The 19,115-nt window shown below is 42.7% G+C and carries 17 protein-coding genes; 11 read left to right on the top strand and 6 right to left on the bottom strand.

What is annotated here, in order from left to right; genetic code table 11:
• Window positions 1-37 precede the first annotated feature (37 nt).
• Both ACFG4S_RS02080 and ACFG4S_RS02075 read left to right on the top strand, forming a co-directional pair.
• On the top strand, window positions 38-697 hold the full coding sequence (locus tag ACFG4S_RS02080; RefSeq protein WP_392533240.1) for a biopolymer transporter ExbD: 660 nt from the start codon (window positions 38-40) through the stop codon (window positions 695-697).
• 355 nt (window positions 698-1,052) lie between these two features.
• Window positions 1,053-1,415 carry a phage holin family protein gene (locus ACFG4S_RS02075; RefSeq protein ID WP_190883338.1) on the top strand — a complete coding sequence of 121 codons (363 nt, stop codon included), beginning with the start codon at window positions 1,053-1,055 and terminating at the stop codon, window positions 1,413-1,415.
• 69 nt (window positions 1,416-1,484) lie between these two features.
• Here ACFG4S_RS02075 and psb29 read toward each other — a convergent pair whose 3' ends face one another.
• The gene (psb29, locus tag ACFG4S_RS02070; protein WP_392533239.1) at window positions 1,485-2,192 is read right to left on the bottom strand and encodes a photosystem II biogenesis protein Psp29; all 708 of its coding nucleotides are present in this window, start codon (window positions 2,190-2,192) and stop codon (window positions 1,485-1,487) included.
• Between the two features lie 204 nt (window positions 2,193-2,396).
• On the opposite strand from psb29, the gene ACFG4S_RS02065 reads away from it, so the two are divergent.
• The gene (locus ACFG4S_RS02065) at window positions 2,397-2,993 is read left to right on the top strand and encodes a chromophore lyase CpcT/CpeT (protein WP_392533238.1); all 597 of its coding nucleotides are present in this window, start codon (window positions 2,397-2,399) and stop codon (window positions 2,991-2,993) included.
• 33 nt (window positions 2,994-3,026) lie between these two features.
• On the opposite strand, the gene ACFG4S_RS02060 is transcribed toward ACFG4S_RS02065, so the two are convergent.
• Both ACFG4S_RS02060 and hemF read right to left on the bottom strand, forming a co-directional pair.
• Window positions 3,027-3,395, bottom strand: coding sequence for an STAS domain-containing protein (locus ACFG4S_RS02060; RefSeq protein WP_096535210.1), 369 nt, complete (start codon window positions 3,393-3,395; stop codon window positions 3,027-3,029).
• Window positions 3,396-3,609: 214 nt separating this feature from the next.
• Window positions 3,610-4,647 (bottom strand): oxygen-dependent coproporphyrinogen oxidase, encoded by a 1,038-nt coding sequence (gene hemF, locus ACFG4S_RS02055; protein WP_392533237.1) that lies wholly within the window; start codon window positions 4,645-4,647, stop codon window positions 3,610-3,612.
• A gap of 451 nt (window positions 4,648-5,098) precedes the next feature.
• Between hemF and ACFG4S_RS02050 the strand changes: the two genes are divergently transcribed.
• From ACFG4S_RS02050 to ACFG4S_RS02015, 8 genes are all read left to right on the top strand, one after another.
• The gene (locus tag ACFG4S_RS02050; RefSeq protein WP_392533236.1) at window positions 5,099-5,623 is read left to right on the top strand and encodes an SRPBCC family protein; all 525 of its coding nucleotides are present in this window, start codon (window positions 5,099-5,101) and stop codon (window positions 5,621-5,623) included.
• A gap of 273 nt (window positions 5,624-5,896) precedes the next feature.
• Window positions 5,897-6,967: an Mrp/NBP35 family ATP-binding protein gene (locus ACFG4S_RS02045; RefSeq protein ID WP_392533235.1), complete on the top strand. Its 1,071-nt coding sequence runs from the start codon at window positions 5,897-5,899 to the stop codon at window positions 6,965-6,967.
• A 261-nt stretch (window positions 6,968-7,228) separates the two neighbouring features.
• Window positions 7,229-8,542, top strand: coding sequence for a rod shape-determining protein RodA (gene rodA / locus ACFG4S_RS02040; protein WP_392533234.1), 1,314 nt, complete (start codon window positions 7,229-7,231; stop codon window positions 8,540-8,542).
• Between the two features lie 120 nt (window positions 8,543-8,662).
• On the top strand, window positions 8,663-8,860 hold the full coding sequence (locus tag ACFG4S_RS02035; protein WP_392533233.1) for an NAD(P)H dehydrogenase subunit NdhS: 198 nt from the start codon (window positions 8,663-8,665) through the stop codon (window positions 8,858-8,860).
• A 104-nt stretch (window positions 8,861-8,964) separates the two neighbouring features.
• Window positions 8,965-9,621, top strand: coding sequence for an HAS-barrel domain-containing protein (locus ACFG4S_RS02030; RefSeq protein WP_392533232.1), 657 nt, complete (start codon window positions 8,965-8,967; stop codon window positions 9,619-9,621).
• Between the two features lie 146 nt (window positions 9,622-9,767).
• Window positions 9,768-11,906 (top strand): cation:proton antiporter, encoded by a 2,139-nt coding sequence (locus ACFG4S_RS02025; protein WP_392533231.1) that lies wholly within the window; start codon window positions 9,768-9,770, stop codon window positions 11,904-11,906.
• Between the two features lie 520 nt (window positions 11,907-12,426).
• Window positions 12,427-13,377, top strand: coding sequence for a UDP-glucuronic acid decarboxylase family protein (locus ACFG4S_RS02020; RefSeq protein ID WP_392533230.1), 951 nt, complete (start codon window positions 12,427-12,429; stop codon window positions 13,375-13,377).
• A gap of 119 nt (window positions 13,378-13,496) precedes the next feature.
• Complete coding sequence (locus ACFG4S_RS02015; RefSeq protein ID WP_392533229.1) at window positions 13,497-14,888, top strand: UDP-glucose dehydrogenase family protein; 1,392 nt, start codon at window positions 13,497-13,499, stop codon at window positions 14,886-14,888.
• Window positions 14,889-14,980: 92 nt separating this feature from the next.
• On the opposite strand, the gene ACFG4S_RS02010 is transcribed toward ACFG4S_RS02015, so the two are convergent.
• The 3 genes from ACFG4S_RS02010 to glyA all read right to left on the bottom strand — a co-directional run bounded on the left by ACFG4S_RS02010 (window position 14,981) and on the right by glyA (window position 18,984).
• A complete protein-coding gene (locus ACFG4S_RS02010; protein ID WP_392536148.1) occupies window positions 14,981-15,775 on the bottom strand; it encodes a DUF2993 domain-containing protein in 795 nt (264 codons plus the stop codon).
• A 394-nt stretch (window positions 15,776-16,169) separates the two neighbouring features.
• Window positions 16,170-17,420, bottom strand: a complete 1,251-nt coding sequence (locus tag ACFG4S_RS02005) for a competence/damage-inducible protein A (RefSeq protein WP_392533228.1) — start codon at window positions 17,418-17,420, stop codon at window positions 16,170-16,172.
• A 280-nt stretch (window positions 17,421-17,700) separates the two neighbouring features.
• Window positions 17,701-18,984, bottom strand: a complete 1,284-nt coding sequence (gene glyA / locus ACFG4S_RS02000; protein WP_392533227.1) for a serine hydroxymethyltransferase — start codon at window positions 18,982-18,984, stop codon at window positions 17,701-17,703.
• Between the last annotated feature and the right edge of the window lie 131 nt (window positions 18,985-19,115).

Below are 19,115 nucleotides of genomic sequence, written 5' to 3'. Positions count from 1 at the left end.
AAAATTCAACTTCAAAACCAGGTTTTAGAGTGAAAAAATGAAAGTTAATCTACATACTCCAATTGAAGAAGTCCAAATTCAAATCATTCCTTTAATTGATGTCGTTTTTTGTATCTTGACGTTTTTTTTGTTAGCGGCATTACAATTTACGCGCCAACAGGCAATAAATGTTGATTTACCTAAAGTCAGCCCTAGTACTGGATCTGGGATAACGGCATCAACTGCCAGTCAAATTGTCACTATCGATGCTGTTGGCAACACTTACATAGAAAAACAGCCTGTAAAACGTGAAGATTTAGCACAAAGGTTAAAAGTATATCTCCAAGCTAACCCCGGCTCCGTTGTGGTCTTAAATGCTTCGCGGACAGCAACTTACAATGATGTAATTGAAACATTAGACTTGCTGCGCCAAGTAGGGGGCGATCGCGTTTCTTTGGGAATTATTCCTGGACCATCTCAATCACCCACAAACTCACTCAATCAGCCTCCTGCCCCTTCTTTCCCAATTAACCCTGGCGAAGCACCACTTCCAAACAACAATTCCGAAGGCAGTCTTACTCCTACATTTCCCTTAGCGCCTAATTCTGTCCCCTTGCCACCTCCAAGTGGGCAAGACATCAATCCTAGTATTTCCAACCCACCAGCATCACAACCACCTGTAGCTCCTCAACCAAGGCGATCTACTCTAAAAAGATGAGATAAGGGCATGGGGCAGGAGGCAGGAGGCAGGAGGCAGAAGTTCTTTAATTTTGAATTTTGTTAGCGCAGCGTTAGCGAGTCCGCTTACTCTGTAAGAGTTGCAAGCTATGCTTTTAGCCTCTCGTAGAGAGCGTCATTTTGAATTTTGAATTGATTTGTCCCCTTGTCTCCTTGTCCCTCTTGCTCACTCCTGCTTCAAGCTTTTTCCCAAAGCTAAAGATATCCAGAATAAAATTCGGTTAGAGAAAAAATTTCTGTTAATTTACAAATAATTGGTTGAGTTTGAAAGATTTTTCCATAGGTAGATTGACTAATTGATCGCCAATTGCCATTCACGTTTCAGGGGTTGTGGCATGAATATTGTGACGCTTTTAATTGTTTGGATAGTAACAGCTATCAGCTTGTTGATAATTAGTAAATTACCTTTAGGAGTTGAAATTGATACTCCAGGTAAAGCCTTCTTGTCCGCAGCAGTGCTTGGTATTGTGACAGCAATAGTTAGACCTATTCTAAGCCTCGTTTTTGCAGTACCAAATTTACTCACGTTGGACTTATTATCCAGCATTTTCACATTTATGATAGCCGTGGTTTGTTTTAGTATTGCTGCTTGGTTAGTCGAAGGCTTTCGCTTACGTTATGGTGTTTGGAGTGCTGTTATTGGTGCATTTGCACTGACTTTAATTAACAGCTTAATCTACAAAATATTGGGTGTATAAAGCTATAGAGTTAAAAGTTAGGAGTGAGGAGTTATTGACAACTTTTAATTCCTCACTCTTAACTTTTGACTATTCGTTAGAACTTGGGGGAGCAACTGGGGTAGTTGATTGTTGTTTGCGTTGTTCCCGTTTTTTGCGATCGGCCGAAAGCATATCTGCCATTACTATCAGCGCTTGAGCCATTTTATCTAGGTTAGAACGATATAGTTCCAAATCCTTTTGGAATTTGTCATCAGACAAGTGCAAGCCAGCAGCGATCGCTTTGAGTGCTTCAGTCAGTTGCTTTTCGTCTTTGACTAATTCGGGATCTGATAATTCTAATAACGAAAATACACCAATTGCAAACAAACGGTTGTATTTAAAGTTAGAATTATTGGCGATCGCTTGCAATTGTCCTTGTAAGTCAGCATCTCGATCTAAGTTAGTCGTTTGGCCTAGCCACGCAATTAAATCTTTAACTGGCAAACTTTTAGCTAAAACTCGTAATCTTTCGGCATCCTGTCGATAGCGTTGCGGGTCTTGCTCTATGGCCTGACATAAGGCGTTAAAAATTGATTCTTTATCCCGTTCTGGTTGATAGCCTTCCATAAAGCGGTCAAAAGTAGTGACGACGCCCAAGGCATAAATTGGATTGTAGCTAAAATCGATATTTACTGAGAGTAAATGGATTTCTACCATCAACTCTTCCACCACCCGCCGATAAATAGTGTTAATCGGACGGGTATGCAGATTGTAGAAAGTTCGCTTTGTATCAGAGACAGTACGGACGTTATTCACAAAGAAAATGTTAAGGGCGACGTATCTTTATTTTCTCGCTTAAAGGCTACTTTGCCAAGGCTAGGTTTTGGCTAGTGACGGTTTCATTTACAATATAAACAATTCACAAGTACTTTGTAAGTAGTAGCCACAAGGGCTAAGAACTTTCTGGCTTAAACAACTAATTAGAAATAATCATCCTTAAATAATTCATTTATTCCATTTATGATCTTCTCGCCACAGTTAATTGCTTTAGGTGAGTACCTAGCTGGTGAATTTGATAATCGGGAACAAGCCATAGCAGAACCGGTTTGGTATGTCCACCTGTGTCTGTGGCAAAGACGAGTGAATCTGTTCACAGAAGATAGTATCACCCTATTTGCGGAACAGGCTAATGTGATTAAGCTAGATCAACCTTACCGCCAGCGAATTATTCGGTTGCGTCACGGAAGTGATTCTTATGCACCTCTGGAAGTGCAATATTATATGCCTAAAAATCCAGATGCATTAAGAGGCGCAGGTCAGAACTCTGCCCTACTGAATACACTTTCACCAAGTGAATTAGATTTACTACCAGGTTGTATCTTGATAGTTACTCAACAAACACTAGTAGGCGATCGCTACAAGTTTACCGCTACCCCACCACCAGAAACTGCTTGTACCTTCAATTATCTTGGTAATACCGTCCAAGTTTCCTTGGGTTTTGAAGCCACAGCAACAGAATTTCATAGCTACGACAAAGGAATTGACCAAGCAACTGGACAAGCAACTTGGGGAGCAATTCTGGGTCCTTATCGCTACACCAAGCGAAATCAGTATTGAGTGCTGAGTTATTTTACTCCCTTCAGCACTCTTTTAGCTGGCGATACTACGAGGTACACCTTCTAAAGCTTCCTCTTCAGTTTCAAAGATTTCAAATACAGTATCCATCATTGTCACTTCAAACACGAGTTTGGCTTCTGGATGTACATTGCAAATCCGGAAACTACCCTTGACTTTATCAGCATCACGCATTCCAGCCACCAAAGATGTGAGACCAGAACTATCAATAAAATTGACCTGACCCAGATTTACAACTACATGGCGGCTGAGTTTGGAAATACACTCCTGTAACTTCAGGCGAAATTGCCAAGCAGTTGTAATATCTAGTCGGCCTGCTGGTGTCAAGACAATAACGGTATTCCCGTCTTGGGTTGTATAACTTTTTTGGTCTATATGAATCACTAAAGCCCTCCCCGTGGCATTCCTCTTAAAGATTAACTAACTACAGAATCATTTAACGCTGCCACTTGAGATTAACAAACTCCAGCTAAAATTGTCACTTTTTTATGCTAGGTGCTTACCTTGAGTAGTTTCACTGAGCCAATTCAAGAGGGAGTGGAGAATTGCGTAAATTAGGGAAAGTTATGATGGCTCACCACTCCCTACTCCCTACTGTCTAATATTTCCAATTGATCCAATCTTGAGGTTTTAAGAATGTTTCATACAATTCGGCTTCGGGGGAATTAGGTTCTGGCTGATAGCCGTATTCCCAGCGGACTAGGGGGGGTAGGGACATGAGAATTGATTCGGTGCGGCCGTTGGTTTGCAGACCAAAAATGGTGCCTCGGTCGTAAACTAAGTTAAATTCTACATACCGTCCTCGGCGATAGAGTTGAAAATTTCGTTGGCGATCGCCATATTCAATTCCATGTCGCCGTTCTACAATTGGCACGTAACCTGGTAAAAATGCTCTACCACAATCTTGCACAAAAGCAAATAAATCTTCCCAATTACGTGGCGCTGGCTCTCCTACTTTGTTGCTATGAATCGCCGCGTCTCCATTGGGATTGGGACCGCGATATAAAGCACCCTGTCCATCTTGGTAATCAAAAAATAGACCACCTACACCGCGTGTCTCATCTCGATGCTTGAGGTAGAAGTATTCATCACACCATCGCTTAAACACTGAGTAATACTCTGGGTGATGTTGGTCACAAGCCTGTTTTAATGTTTTGTGTAAATGTGTCGCATCTTCGGCAAAAGGGTAATAGGGCGTCAAGTCCAGACCGCCACCAAACCACCACACTGGCCCCGCTTCAAAGTAGCGATAATTTAGATGGACTGTAGGCACGTAAGGATTTTTCGGGTGTAACACCATTGAAGTCCCCGTGGCATAAAAACCGTGTCCTGCGGCTTCCGGACGTTGAGTTAAAATTGAGGGTGGCAAATGGGAGCCCCAAACTTCCGAGAAATTTACGCCACCTTGTTCAAATATTGCACCATCGCGCAACACGCGCGATCGCCCTCCACCCCCTTCTGGACGTTCCCAACTATCTTCGAGAAACTTGCCCACACCATCTAGTTTTGTTAACGCTTGCGTAATTTCGTCTTGCAGCTGTTTCATAAACTGACTGACTCTGGCTTGAGAGTCAGTTGGTGGCAAAGACTTCGATAATTCTGCTACTACAGTTGGTTTTTGCGAGTCGATCAACATAGATTCCCGAACCTAAATTACAATTTCCAGAAAGCCACAAATTTCTCATCTTAAAAATTTGGGGAAACACACCGCACCAATCAAGCTCTATTTACCCAACCGGCTTTTTTCTTACTGGTCAAGTATTTATAGGATTGATGGGCATCATTAGAGTTATTTTCCCTCAAATGCGTATAGGCTTGTATATTGACTGAGTTTTTTTTGAAATTTTTAATGGAAATATTCTGCTATAAACACTAGACTTTTGTCTCGACCTTGAGGTATCAAGGGTTTGACTGGTCTGCTAAAAACTTATGCGCCATATTATCATGTTGGCGGTTGGGATCTGCACCAAATATTGCCTTAGTATGCTGAAAGCAATTTTGAGAAAGTTTTGATCTAAGGGTTAACCGTAGTTTTATAAAATACTAAAGTTACCAGAAAGTGTCTAGCGAGGAGGAGGATTAGGAAAATGCAAGGTTGGTTATCCAAATTCATCCACCGCAAACGTCGTCGGTTTTGCGCTTCTCTGGTGCGGACGTATCGAGAGATTAGTTCTGCTTCTGTAGATGAACTGTGGCAAAAAGTAGTTGATTTAACAGATGTTTCTTGGCATCCCCTACTTAAAAGTACTAATGTCCCCTATGGATTAGTACCAAAACCAGGATTAATTTTTCAGGCTGTAACACGCTTTTCGCCGATTCCCATCCGAATTTTTGTCGAGCGCGTCAATCCGAGAGAAATGCTGAGTATCCGAGTGCTGGCAATTCCGGGGATAGAAGAACGAGTGACTTACCAAGTAGAGTCAACGGTTTGTGGTACTTGTTTATCTTATTCTGTAACCCTACGCGGTTGGTTATCGCCCCTGATTTGGTCTTTATCTCGTCCTTATGTAGACCGGGTTGCACGCTCTTTAGTTGAAGCAGCAGAAAAGACGGCATTACCAGCAGTATCAACTAAGAAAAAATCCCTTAATGATAGTTGTTTAGATTTTTAGGAATTGGGACTGGGGACTGGGAAAATTTCTTCTCAATCAGCCCCCAATCTTCAATCCCTAAAGAAAGTTAAGATTCTATTAGGCAATAATGCAATTTCCTAAGTTTTATTACGGCAGTAATAGTGATAATACTAATCTGCTCTGGCTTTTATTTGCATCCCATTAATAGCTAAGATGCTGACTACGATTGTATTTCTTCATTTTCAGATTAGTCAGAAACTTCTGGCTTTGTTTAGATGAGAACTTCGGTAAATTTTGAATTTTGAATTTTTTATGTACGATGTGCTTGATTCCGGCTCTGTCTTAGAAGTGTTGCGACCAGTGGAAGACCCAGAACTGCGGAAAAGTCTGGTAGAACTGAATATGATTCGCAACGTCAAAATTGATGGTGGGAAGGTTAGCTTCACTTTGGTCTTAACTACTCCCGCCTGTCCTTTACGTGAATTTATTGTTGAAGACTGTAAAAAAGCTGTCAATAAGCTACCAGGTGTTACAGATGTCAGCATAGAAGTGACGGCAGAAACACCACAACAAAAAAGTTTACCTGACCGAACTGGAATTTCTGGGGTAAAAAATATCATTGCTGTTTCCAGTGGTAAAGGTGGCGTTGGTAAAAGCACTGTGGCGGTGAATGTCGCAGTGGCTTTGGCACAAACTGGGGCGAAAGTCGGCTTGCTAGATGCTGATATTTACGGACCCAACGATCCCACTATGCTGGGACTAGCGGATGCCCAAATTACTGTGCGGTCAACCGAAAAAGGTGAGATCCTGGAACCTGCTTTTAATCACGGCGTTAAATTAGTGTCAATGGGCTTTTTGATTGACCGAGATCAACCAGTAATTTGGCGGGGACCAATGCTAAATGGTGTAATTCGCCAGTTTCTTTATCAAGTGGAATGGGGAGATCTGGATTATTTGATTGTAGATATGCCTCCGGGAACTGGAGATGCTCAACTAACTTTAACCCAAGCAGTACCGATGGCAGGAGCAGTAATTGTTACTACCCCGCAAAACGTAGCACTCTTAGATTCTCGTAAGGGATTGCGGATGTTCCAACAGATGAACGTTCCGGTATTGGGTATCGTGGAAAATATGAGTTATTTTATACCCCCCGATCAACCAGATAAGCAGTATGATATCTTTGGTTCGGGCGGTGGCTCAAAAACCGCTGCTGAATTAGGAGTGCCACTTTTGGGCTGTGTACCACTAGAAATTTCCACACGAGTTGGTGGTGATAGCGGTGTGCCAATAGTCGTTGGCGATCCAGATTCAGCTTCAGCAAAAGCATTAAAAGCGATCGCCCTTACAATTGCTGGTAAAGTATCGGTTGCAGCTTTGACATAATTTTAATTTCTACCTGCTTCTTGGGCTGTTGTCTGGGAATACTAGGGATTGGGCATAGGGAGATGAGGGAGATGAGGGATTTCCAAGTAAAAAAATATTCCATCGTTGTGTATGCAGAGGACGCAGAGGACGCAGAGGAGAAAGAATCTGCCACGATGAAAATGGGATAATTTATTTTCTGGAAGTCCCTAAACAAAACTCTTAACTCAGCACTCTTTTGCCCAATCCCCAACAATTAAAGCTAAAGTCTAAACTGGCACAATGTTATTAAAACGATCGCTCCCCAAAATTCGCTGGAAGTCTTGGGTTAAGCCCTGGCAATATGTAGATTTGTTACTATTTTGCTTACCGATTGCTGTCAGTATTTTTGGCGGCACTATGATTCTCAGTACAGAACTGAAACAGCCGGTAACTGATTGGTGGTGGCACTGGTTAGTTGCGGGTATCGGCGTTTTGATAGCCGTGTTTTTAGCTCGTACCCGTTATGAAATCTTAATGCAGTGGCACTGGGTAATCTACGGACTGACGAACTTCAGCTTAATCGCCGTGATGATTGCTGGTACCAGCGCCAAAGGAGCGCAGCGGTGGATTAGTATTGCTGGCTTTAATGTACAACCCTCAGAATTTGCCAAGGTCGGTATCATCATCACCTTAGCAGCTTTGTTACATAAACGTACCGCTTCTAACCTCGAAAGTGTTTTCCGCGTTCTGGCAATTACTGCTATCCCTTGGGGATTGGTATTTCTACAGCCAGATTTAGCAACATCACTGGTATTTGGGGCGATCGTTGTCGGAATGCTGTATTGGGCAAATGCCAACCCAGGTTGGTTAATTCTGATGATTTCTCCTGTGGTTGCTGCCATCTTGTTGAGTATATCTTGGCCTTTAGCAAAGCCGATAGTTTTATTTAAAGAACTATCTTTTGGTCCATTAGGGATAGCTTGGTCACTTGCTATGGTTATTGTGGGCTGGCAAACTCTTCCTTGGCGTCGATTTGGTTTGGGTGCTATCAGCGCTTGGAGTCTGAATATACTAGGCGGCGAATTAGGAGTTTTTGCCTGGAACCATATTCTCAAACCCTATCAAAAAGACCGACTAACTGTATTCATGGACCCCGATCACGATCCCTTAGGCGCTGGGTATCACCTGATTCAATCTCGCATTGCCATTGGTGCTGGCGAAATTTGGGGATGGGGTTTGTTTAAAGGTCCAATGACGCAACTGAATTTCGTACCTGAACAGCATACAGACTTTATTTTCTCTGCAGTGGGCGAAGAATTCGGTTTTGTTGGTTGTTTGATAGTATTATTTGTCTTCTGCCTCATTTGCTTCCGTTTACTGCATGTTGCTCAAACCGCCAAAGATAATTTTGGTTCTTTGTTGGCTATTGGTGTTTTGTCGATGATTGTATTTCAGGTGATTGTCAACGTTGGTATGACTGTTGGCTTAGCACCCGTAGCAGGAATTCCCCTACCTTGGATGAGTTACGGGCGTTCTGCTATGCTGACCAACTTCATTTCCTTGGGAATAGTCGAATCGGTAGCAAATTTTCGTCAAAGACAGAAGTATTATTGATTCGTTATTTTTCATTAGTCATTTGTCGTTGACAGATCTCTCCTTCCTCACCAATACCCAATGTCCAATGCCCATTAAGAAGTATTAAGCTATTAACAGGAAACAAGCGAGGCTAAAAAGATGATTCTGCCTGGAGCAACTGTTCGCGTCAACAATCCCGCAGATACCTATTATCGCTCTGAAGGACTCGTTCAACGGGTGAGTGATGGTAAGGTCGCCGTATTATTTGAAGGTGGTAATTGGGATAAATTAGTTACCTTCCGCCTGAAGGAATTGGAACTTGTAGAAACTACAGCTGGACGTAAAAAAGCCAAATAAGATTACTTAGGAGTTAGAAATTAGGAGTGAGAAGTTAGGAGTTAGGATTTGTCAACTCATCACTCCTAACTCTTAACTCTCATCACTCCTAACTCAGCACTCACATGCGCCTCCCTTTACCACAGTTTGACAGAAGCGATCGCCACCCTAACCACTTTGCGGAGGTGATTGAAACTACTACTACCGAATTTTTGGCTCAGTGTTTAGAACCGGAGGATTTGAGCTTTCCCTCGATGCCGCCTTTTGGTAGTTGGGTTTGTGCTGTGGATGAAGAATCGGGGAATATCGTTTACGCTGTGGTGTATTATGCCACGACCATGCCTATAGACTCCGTACACCGCGCTAGAGCTTTGGGGTTGTCCTTGCAAGACTTACGTGAGGAACAACCCCAGATTTTTGCTATGCTCAGAACCGAATTTCGATCTGCAATTGTTGGATTTGAACTATCTTCACAAAATCCAAGTTATAACCGAAGAGTATATCAGTATCTACCACCCCGTCCTCCGCAAATTCATCAAGCTGTTTATCGGTGCGAACCAGAAGCGATCGTTAAATTTACTGAAGAACTAGATTTTTTACGGACACTCCTTTGTATCAATGGTGCGCCCATAGAATCCTTGACCGCAGCTGCCATTCGAGATGTATACCAGTTACGCAAAGCTGACCGAGAATGGCTAATTAAAGCTGGGCGAAATCTGAGCGTGTTACTGAAAGACGACTACGATCGCTTGCGGTTCATTTTGAGTCAAATCCACCCGTAGGTAGTTAGTTGTTAGACAATTGTCTAGTTTAGTGTAAATTAAGATTTTTGATTTTTCCTCAAGTGGCTTCTACATTCATTTATATCAATCAAGCGATCGCCCCAAAGGTCATCGCAGTTTTACCATAGCCCCTTCAATTCCTACCTATGGAACTCACATTACAAGTTCTTGCTCTGGAACCAACTTCCCAACTTCTTGGCAAGGAACCAATTATTTCCTTTGCTATTTTACTGGTGGTGATTTTAGTTATACCCATAATCTTTGAGCGACTAAGATTACCAGGATTGGTGGGTTTGGTTTTTACTGGGCTAGTTCTTGGACCTTCGGGCTGGAATATATTTCAGTCTGACTCACCGATGATTAACCTACTATCAGACATTGGGTTAATTTACTTGCTGTTTGTCGCCGGACTAGAAGTCGATCTAGAACAATTCCGCAAAAGGAAAAGTCGTGCCTTTGGGTTTGCTAGCTTGACTTTCAGTGTACCCCTACTTATGGGAATCTTACTAGGCTTGATTATCGGCTATGGCTGGAACACTTCAATTTTAATTGGCTCTTTATTCGCTTCCTATACCCTTTTGGCATATCCCATAATCACTCGTTTGGGAGTCGTCAATAATGAAGCTGTTACTGTCACCATTGGAGCTACGATTTTTACAGATATTGGCGCAATCCTAATACTAGCTGTTTGTGTAGCTGTCGGTCATCCTGGGGCATTCAGCTTAGCTAAACTACTCACCTTGTCGGGTTGGTTAACAATTTACTCTGTTGCTGTTGTCGCTGGATTTGATTGGGCTGGTAAAGAATTTTTTCGGCGTTCCGGAGACGATGAAGGAAACAAGTTTTTATTTGTATTGCTTTCTGTGTTTCTCGCTGCTGTGGGCGCTCAATTGATCGGAGTAGATAAAATTGTTGGTGCTTTTTTAGTCGGTTTGGCGGTAAATGAAGCTGTGGGTGAAGGGCCAGTGAAAGAAAAGGTGGTGTTTATTGGCAGTGTTCTGTTGATTCCCATTTTCTTTGTTGACCTTGGTTTACTAATCGATTTACCAACGTTTTTGAAGAACCCCAACACCCTGAAGTTAACGTTATTAATTATAGTTGGTTTGATTGCCAGTAAATTGATCGCAGCTTTTTTAACAAAATTGCTTTACCGCTATAACTGGCGAGAAATGCTCACAATGTGGTCGCTATCACTTCCCCAAGTTGGTATAACCTTAGCAGCAACGTTAGTTGGATATCGCGCTGAGTTACTCTCAACAGAAATATTACACAGCATTATTGTTTTAATGCTCGTCACATCAACTTTGGGACCGTTTATAACTGGTCGAATAGCTGTCGGTTTGACTTCTTCACTAGCGACAGATCCATCACCAACAACTTTATCCGATGGAGATACACCGGAAACAGATGGTGCTTTTACTATAGTTGTACCTGTCTATAATCCTCAAACCCAGCAGTATTTGATTGAAATGGCCGCGCTATTGGCACATCAGTCAAAGGGTAAAATTGTACCGCTAGCGATCGCTACTGCTACTGCTCATATGGATGCACCCCAATTAGAAGCCTCTCTAGAACGAAGTGAGCGATTATTAACAAAAGCCACCGCCCAAAGTCGAGCCTTAGGTGTAGCCGCAGAATCAGTGCTGCGAATTGATGATGCTTTTGCTCAGGGAATTAGCAGAGCCGCCCGCGAACAAAAAGCTAGTTTAATTCTGACGGGTTGGGGTAAACGTACTGGCTTGCGAGCGCTGTTATTTGGTAATGTCATTGATGGTGTGCTTTGGGCAGCTCATTGCCCGGTAGCAGTTACACGTTTGGTAGAATCACCAAAAAAAATTCAGCGCATTTTAGTGCCAGTAGAAAATTTAACCGCACCCATATTACAGCCTGTACAATTTGCTCAGATGTTGGCAGAGGCTAATCAGAGCCACATTACTGTACTAAATGTGTGCGATCGCCGCACCAGTTCCAGTAAAATTGCTTGGAGGCGATCGCATCTCTCCTTATTAGTCTCTAAATTGGCTTTGCCCAATACCCCAGAAATTCAAATTATTGCTCATGAAAATGTTGCTCAAGCAATTTTGCAAGCAGCACGATTATATGATTTAGTCGTTTTACCTTTTATACGTAATCGTACTAGCCCTGGAGGGTTAGCCATCAGCGATGTCACTACTGAGTTAGCCAGACAACTCACCTGCTCTATTGTCATGCTTGGTGAACCACAGCGCACTCAAACAAATGTAGTTATCTCTAATACAGCTACCAGCATGACATCTGCCGTATGACAAAGGACATAATTCATAAGTCAGAATTGGCTACATCCCGCTGTACTAAAAGCAGTAAAACAGACTCTTTCTCCTGCCTTATTTTGTAACAACCGTATAAATACTTTATTTTATTGAAGATTTGATGAATTTTAGATAAAAAAACGACAATTTTCTGACGAAGTTTGTTATTTTTCTAGTTAAATTCTTAAAGAAACAGGTACAAATATCACAAAACTACATCTGTACAAAATTAGTAAGCTCAAGAATACACTTTAAAGATTGGTAATTCGTAATTACTAATGACAGTCTCGGACTCCCTAACCGTGTCCATAAGGTACGAGCATTCGTGGTTGCGTCCTCCGATCAACCCGCGAATAATCGGCTTAGATTCGCTATCAGTTTAATTAAGAATTACAAATTAGTAATTATTGTTGATTGAGGCTTATTCATTTTTACCTTGGTATTTTTGTCCTGAAGATGGGTAATCTAAATGTAAATGCAATAGCTACTGAAAATATTTGTAAGTAACAGAGAAACTATGAGAATTTTGGTGACGGGCGGTGCTGGGTTTATTGGTTCCCATCTCATCGACCGACTAATGAACGATGGGCATGAATTAATATGCTTGGATAATTTTTACACTGGTAATAAACGCAATATTCTGAAATGGTTAGGTCATCCCTACTTTGAACTCATCCGCCACGACATTACCGAACCAATTCGCTTAGAAGTGGATCAAATTTATCATTTAGCTTGTCCTGCTTCTCCAGTACATTACCAATACAACCCAGTCAAAACCGTTAAAACTAACGTGATGGGGACACTGAATATGTTGGGGCTGGCGAAGCGAGTGAAAGCTAGGTTTTTCTTGGCTTCCACTAGTGAAGTATACGGCGATCCGGAAGTTCATCCCCAACCCGAAGAGTATAGGGGTAGCGTCAATCCCATTGGCATACGTTCATGCTACGACGAAGGCAAAAGAATCGCTGAAACCCTCGCATTTGATTACTATAGGCAAAATAAAGTTGATATTCGAGTTGTTCGGATATTCAACACCTACGGACCGAGAATGTTAGAAAACGATGGTCGAGTGGTGAGTAACTTTATAGTTCAAGCCTTGCGGGGTAATCCTTTAACTGTGTACGGTGATGGTTCCCAAACTCGGAGTTTTTGCTACGTTTCCGATTTGGTGGAAGGATTCATCCGCCTGATGAATAGCGACTACATTGGCCCGGTAAATCTGGGCAATCCTGGTGAATATACGATTTTACAATTAGCCCAAACAGTGCAAAACATGATTAACCCGGATGCACAGATTAAGTTTGAGGTATTACCTTCTGACGATCCCCGGCGTCGTCAGCCTGATATCACCAAGGCAAAAACTTGGTTAAATTGGGAACCTACCATTCCTCTGCAAGAGGGGTTAAAACTAACAATAGAAGATTTCCGCGATCGCATTAACAGCGATATCAAGAATTCAGCCTCCTAAGCACCGCTCTCAACTTTCGTGCAAGCTAATCCTAATTTAGTAGCCCGTACTTTAGTGGCTGTGTTTCCTCTCAGTGTGTAAGTTTGATAATTTAACGCTCAAAAAGCGAGGAGTTAAAAATGCGTGTTTGCGTAATTGGTACTGGTTACGTTGGTTTAGTTACAGGTGCTTGCTTAGCTCATATTGGGCATGATGTAATTTGCGTAGACAACAACGAAGAAAAAGTTAAATTGATGAAGTCTGGGCAGTCCCCAATTTTTGAACCAGGACTCTCAGAAATCATGCAGTCTGCCATTCAAACAGAAAAAATTCACTTTACTACCGATATTGCCGCTGGAGTCGCCCACGGAGAAATTCTGTTTATTGCCGTGGGAACACCACCTTTGCCTACTGGCGAAAGTGATACCCGTTACGTTGAAGCTGTAGCCCGTGGTATTGGGGAAAATCTTAACGGTGGTTATAAAGTCATTGTCAATAAATCTACAGTACCCATTGGCTCAGGTGACTGGGTGCGGATGATTGTTCTAGATGGTATTGCTGAACGTCAAAAAACATTAGTACCAGCAGGTGGGATGTCAAGTGAAGATAAATTGCCTGAGGTTCCAGCCCAGTTTGATGTAATTAGTAATCCAGAGTTTTTGCGCGAAGGTTCAGCAGTTTACGACACCTTCAACCCCGATCGCATTGTACTAGGAGGCAATAGTCAAAGAGCAGTAGCCTTAATGCAACAACTATATGCCCCAATTGTGGAACGTAAGTTCGCTGCCGATGCATCTTTACCCCCAGTACCAATTCTGGCAACAGACCTCAGTTCAGCGGAAATGATTAAATACGCTGCTAATGCCTTTTTAGCTACTAAAATTAGTTTTATTAATGAAGTTGCTAATATTTGCGATCGCGTCGGTGCTGATGTTACCCAAGTAGCTAAAGGTATTGGCTTAGACTCCCGCATTGGTAACAAGTTTTTACAAGCTGGTATTGGTTGGGGTGGTTCTTGCTTCCCGAAAGATGTCTCAGCTTTGATTCACACGGCTGATGACTATGGTTATGAAGCTGAATTACTCAAATCTGCCGTCAATGTCAACGAACGCCAGCGTTTGATTGCTTTGGAGAAACTCCAGCAAGTTCTCAAAATCCTCAAAGGTAAAACTGTTGGGCTACTCGGTCTGACCTTTAAGCCCGATACTGATGATATGCGCGATGCTCCAGCACTCAACTTAATTGAACAACTCAACCGACTAGGAGCCAAAGTCAAAGCTTACGATCCCATTGTTTCCCAAACAGGTATGCGTCATGGTCTTTCTGGTGTGCTGGTAGAAACCGATGCTGAAAGACTAGCTGATGGCTGCGATGCATTGGTATTAGTGACCGAATGGCAACAGTTCAGCACTCTCGACTATGCAAAAATGGCAAAATTGATGGCTCATCCCGTTATCATCGATGGTCGTAACTTCCTCGACCCCGAAACAATGGTGCGGGCTGGATTCCAATATGTAGGCGTTGGAAGATAGATAATTTTGAATTGAATTTAAAATTTCTAGCTGTTTTGAATTAAGTAGGGTCACAACGTTGTTGTGACCCTAACATTTTTTATATGATGAGCTTAAGCGCTACTTGGAATACGTTCAATCTCAGCATATCCACTGAAAATAAGTTTTTGACCTTCAGTTTCTAATCGGTTCAGCCGCATTTTCACTCCATCAAGGTCAAAGCGATCTAAGTCAACCATATTATCTAAAATTTCTACAAGTGCCACACTCAAGGTTTGCGAAATTTCCCGTTGTGCTTCTGGCACTTGCTCAAGTTCAATTTTCGGATCTTTGAAAGAAACTCGCCGGCGCCTTTCAATACCTAAAGTTAGGATCATACTCAAGGGTATGAGTTCACCATTGTTTAAATCTGCCTTTGCTATAAGTTGTAAGCGATTTTCTGGCAATAGCTTTATCTGGACTTCCGTAAAAGAGACTGGTTCACCACTAGATAATTCTGTCAGTGATGGTACGGTGAGGTTAAGTAGGCGCTTTTTCACTAGTTCCGCATTAAAGGCTTGGTTAATGCCCGCTTCTGATAAAATCACTTGAGCGATCGCCTGAGTAGGTTGTTTAAGACTGAGTTTGCCACTCAAAACGGAGCCAAAATCAATAGCCACCGCATCAGTTTCAAATGACATCTCCTCAACCGCGAAGTCTTTCCGAATCACCAAGCCACGACCACTCATTTTAAAGCTATCAATGCTGCCTTGCAATAGCTTGCTGGAGGGGTAGCAGCGCACAAAGACTTCTACTGACTCGCTTTGGGTAAACAGGTGGCGAATCGTTTGGCTGGCGACTGTGTTGAGCATCCGCTCTCCCCAATCAGTGCCTTTAGGATCTTGTAAACCAGTAAGTCCGCCGAACATGTGATTGTTAGTCTCTAGAAGTTCTTTGTACTTTTGTAACAAACTGTGAAGAATACAGCAAGCGATCCCGTGATTGATTGTGCTGATGGGTAGGCATAGTATGGCTGATGATTAGAAATTAACTGTATCAGATATTACTTATGAATTGGTGAGTGGGAATAATTGAAATAGGTTATCGGTAAGATTCTCATCAGTACTAAGGAAGACATCACCATCTTTTTCAGCACCCAACTATCGCCACCAAAATACGCAGCAACTCTTCTATATCAGTAGGAACACGATATAAACTCCCAGAATTAGTTAAATTATTGTGCCTGACTTTTCTATTTACTAATCATCCTCGAAATCTTGCTGGTTTTACTTATACTAACGGCTAGATTTGCTTTTAAGTGACCTACCTCGTCAACAACTTCCGCCGTAAATTATCCAATGCTGCATTCGCACTCACATGACGAATTAGGGTGCGTCCTCGTGCTGTACCAAAATGATACTCAAAACTTGCTACTTCATTTTTTGGTCCTGCCAAACCGACATAAACCAAACCTACTGGCTTGGCATCTGTTCCTCCATTGGGTCCAGCAATTCCAGTAATACTCAATCCCCAAGTTGTTGAAAGTCGAGTTTTAACCCCAACAGCCATTTGCTCTGCAACGATAGTACTTACCGCCCCAAATTTATCTAAATCTTCTGGGTTAACTCCTAGTAATCCAACTTTCACCGAATTGTCATAAGAAATTACTCCACCCCAAAAGTAATCAGAACTCCCAGAAATTTCAGTTAACATTTGTCCCAGTCCGCCACCAGTGCAAGATTCTGCCACCGAAAGCGTTTCCCCCGATGCACGCAACAACTGACCGACAACAGAAGCCAAGGTATCATTATTAACACCGTAAAAATCTAGTCCAGCGATTTCTTGAATTTGTTTTTCAATTGGTGCAATCAAAGCCTCTGCTGCGGCTTCTGAATTGGCTTTAGCAGAAACTCGCAATCTTACTTCTCCCTTACCTGCATAAGGCGCTACTGTGGGATTTGGCAGCTTTAAATAAGAAGCAACCTTTTCCGCCAAAGCAGATTCACCAATACCCCAAAACTTTAAACTCCGGCTGTAAATAGTTTCCTTACCCCAACCTTGACTTTTGAGAAATGGGACGGCTGTTTCTTCCCACATCGGATGCATCTCACTGGGAACACCGGGAAAGGTAAAAATGGTGATTTCGGGACGGGGTTGCCAAATTATACCGGGTGCTGTTCCCGTGGGGTTGGGTAAAATTTCTGCACCTTGGGGAATCAAAGCTTGCTTGCGGTTACTTGGTGACATCACCCGGCCGCGTTGAGCGAATTTCTGGGTTATATCTTCGATGATGTCAGCACGTTCTACCAAAGGAGCTTTAAAAAAATCGGCGATGGTTTCACACGTAAGGTCATCTGGTGTTGGTCCAAGACCACCAGTGAAAATGAGAATTTGCGCTCTAGAAATAGCAATTTCTATAACCTGCTTCAACCGTTCTGGATTATCCCCAACCACTGTTTGATAGTAATGGGGAATACCTAGCTGCGCTAACTGTTGCGCCAAATATTGAGCATTGCCGTTGAGGATATCTCCTAGTAGCAATTCTGTACCAACACAAATAATTTCTGCACTCATTCGATTAGGGATTGGGGATTAGAGACTAGGGACTGGGGACTTGTACTGAGTTTCGACTACGCTCAACTACCGCAAAGCCGAAGTATGAAGTATTAGGGATTAGGGATTAGGTACTGGGTTTAGGGACTGGGGACAAAGAAGAATAACCATGCTCTATGCCCCTTAGGATTGTTGTACATGGATAGTGGGGCGTTTAGCCCGTGCTGAGTAGTGAGTGCTGAGTGGGGAATTTCAGTTCTTTACTCAGAACTCACTACTCAGAACTCGGAACTGTTTTGCCCTATGCTAGTGCTGGTACAGGAATTTCCAGGTGAGGGTATAAGGGGAAGCGATCGCACAATACAGCCACCCGTCGGCGACAATCTTGGGTAACTTCGTCGGAATCTGGAGAAAGCAAGCGATCGCTAATGATATTTCCAATCTCGGTAAATTCTGCTACTCCCAAGCCCCGCGTAGTCATTGCTGGTGAACCTAACCTTAGACCACTAGTCACAAATGGCGACTGTGGATCGAAAGGAACAGTATTTTTGTTAGCAGTAATATTTACCGTGCTGACTAGCTGATCCGCTTGCTTACCTGTCATCCCAATAGAACGTAAATCCACCAGCATTAAGTGATTATCAGTGCCATCAGACACAATCTTTAAACCCCGATTTTGAAGTTGTTCTGCCAAAGCACGAGCATTTTCAATCACTTGGGCAGAATAAGTTTTAAACTCAGGCTTTAGCACTTCTCCAAAAGCTACTGCCTTCCCAGCAATGACGTGTTCCAATGGCCCGCCCTGGCTACCAGGAAAAACAGATTTATCTAGCTTTTTACCTAGTTCTGCGTCGGCAGTCAAGATTAAACCACCTCTTGGCCCACGTAGTGTTTTATGTGTAGTTGTTGTCACTACATGACAATGAGGAATGGGATCGGGATGAAGACCACTGGCAACCAAACCTGCTATATGGGCAATATCCGCCAGTAAGTAAGCGCCGATTTCATCAGCAATACTACGGAACTTTTCAAAATCAATTATACGTGGATAAGCTGAATAACCACAAATCAGCAGCTTTGGACGCTCCCTTAGCGCCAGCTCCCGAATTTGGTTATAGTCAAGTTGTTCTGTTTCTTGGCTGACACCGTAGTGGCTAACTTGGAACCATTTACCTGAGACATTTACAGGAGAGCCGTGGGTTAGATGTCCGCCATGAGACAAATCCATCCCCATAATTTTGTCGCCTGGTTCTAATAGGGATAGGAAGACTGCAAAATTAGCTTGTGCGCCGGAATGGGGCTGTACATTGGCATGAGCAGCACCAAATATCTGTTTAGCACGCTCGATCGCTAGTTGCTCAATTTTATCGATAAACTCACAACCACCATAGTAGCGTTTACCAGGTAATCCTTCGGCATATTTATTTGTCAGTACCGAACCTTGAGCCGCCAATACAGCGGCGGAGGTAAAGTTTTCACTAGCAATCAACTCCAAGTGGTCACGTTGACGCTGTAGTTCGTTATTGATTAACTCCGCGATCGCCGGATCGCTGGAGTTAAGAAAGTCTGAATTAGTCCTAGTCACTTCAATTACCCTTGTAGAAGTTTGTACAACAGCTGATTCTGGTTGGATACAGTACCTAAGTAACAGTCAAGTGTCCATGCCCAAAGTCTATAATTCAATGGTTTTTGACAGATCTAACAGAGGCGATCGAT

Origin of the sequence: Nostoc sp. C117, from assembly GCF_043099735.1 — a bacterium.
Classification (GTDB): Bacteria; Cyanobacteriota; Cyanobacteriia; order Cyanobacteriales; family Nostocaceae; genus Nostoc.
The sequence above is the reverse complement of the archived record's forward strand: the minus strand, read 5'-3'. Positions and strand labels throughout refer to the sequence as shown.

Excerpts from the sequence above, each read along its gene's own strand:
- hemF (WP_392533237.1), bottom strand. The coding sequence starts at position 4,647 with ATGTTGATCGACTCGCAAAAACCAACTGTAGTAGCAGAATTATCGAAG.
- ACFG4S_RS02080 (WP_392533240.1), top strand. The coding sequence starts at position 38 with ATGAAAGTTAATCTACATACTCCAATTGAAGAAGTCCAAATTCAAATC.
- rodA (WP_392533234.1), top strand. The coding sequence starts at position 7,229 with ATGTTATTAAAACGATCGCTCCCCAAAATTCGCTGGAAGTCTTGGGTT.
- ACFG4S_RS02035 (WP_392533233.1), top strand. The coding sequence starts at position 8,663 with ATGATTCTGCCTGGAGCAACTGTTCGCGTCAACAATCCCGCAGATACC.
- ACFG4S_RS02075 (WP_190883338.1), top strand. The coding sequence starts at position 1,053 with ATGAATATTGTGACGCTTTTAATTGTTTGGATAGTAACAGCTATCAGC.
- ACFG4S_RS02025 (WP_392533231.1), top strand. The coding sequence starts at position 9,768 with ATGGAACTCACATTACAAGTTCTTGCTCTGGAACCAACTTCCCAACTT.
- ACFG4S_RS02065 (WP_392533238.1), top strand. The coding sequence starts at position 2,397 with ATGATCTTCTCGCCACAGTTAATTGCTTTAGGTGAGTACCTAGCTGGT.
- ACFG4S_RS02045 (WP_392533235.1), top strand. The coding sequence starts at position 5,897 with ATGTACGATGTGCTTGATTCCGGCTCTGTCTTAGAAGTGTTGCGACCA.
- ACFG4S_RS02020 (WP_392533230.1), top strand. The coding sequence starts at position 12,427 with ATGAGAATTTTGGTGACGGGCGGTGCTGGGTTTATTGGTTCCCATCTC.
- ACFG4S_RS02005 (WP_392533228.1), bottom strand. The coding sequence starts at position 17,420 with ATGAGTGCAGAAATTATTTGTGTTGGTACAGAATTGCTACTAGGAGAT.
- ACFG4S_RS02030 (WP_392533232.1), top strand. The coding sequence starts at position 8,965 with ATGCGCCTCCCTTTACCACAGTTTGACAGAAGCGATCGCCACCCTAAC.
- ACFG4S_RS02010 (WP_392536148.1), bottom strand. The coding sequence starts at position 15,775 with ATGTTCGGCGGACTTACTGGTTTACAAGATCCTAAAGGCACTGATTGG.
- ACFG4S_RS02050 (WP_392533236.1), top strand. The coding sequence starts at position 5,099 with ATGCAAGGTTGGTTATCCAAATTCATCCACCGCAAACGTCGTCGGTTT.
- ACFG4S_RS02015 (WP_392533229.1), top strand. The coding sequence starts at position 13,497 with ATGCGTGTTTGCGTAATTGGTACTGGTTACGTTGGTTTAGTTACAGGT.